This is a genomic window from Oleiphilus sp. HI0123 (genome assembly GCF_001635315.1).
This window is the reverse complement of the sequence record NZ_LWGE01000466.1, coordinates 1-277: the sequence shown is the minus strand read 5'-3', so window position 1 is coordinate 277 and position 277 is coordinate 1. Positions and strand designations below refer to the sequence as shown.

1 protein-coding gene is annotated in these 277 nt (G+C 31.8%); it reads left to right on the top strand.

What is annotated here, in order from left to right:
* Positions 1–61: 61 nt before the first annotated feature.
* On the top strand, positions 62–277 hold a 216-nt coding region (locus tag A3761_RS26925; protein ID WP_197472817.1), incomplete at its 3' end, for a hypothetical protein.

The following is a 277-nucleotide window of genomic DNA, read 5'->3' as shown; positions in this document are numbered from 1 at the left end:
TACAAATAAAAAATTTGAATATCGTAAATTCTTAGACAATAAGAACCAACGATTCGTAGTTATGAGTAACATTAATGGTCAACCTACACTGTCTTTAGCTCCTGTTAACTATTTACAAGATAATAACAGTGATGGGTTAACAATTGAAAACAGTTTGAATTTCTCAAATTTTGCCACTCCTGCTTACTTGATTGACAGTTACTTGACTTATTTATCAGGTCAAATGCAAGCTGGTATTATGGAGAAAGCTAATATTAACCAACAACGCAATTTCCGT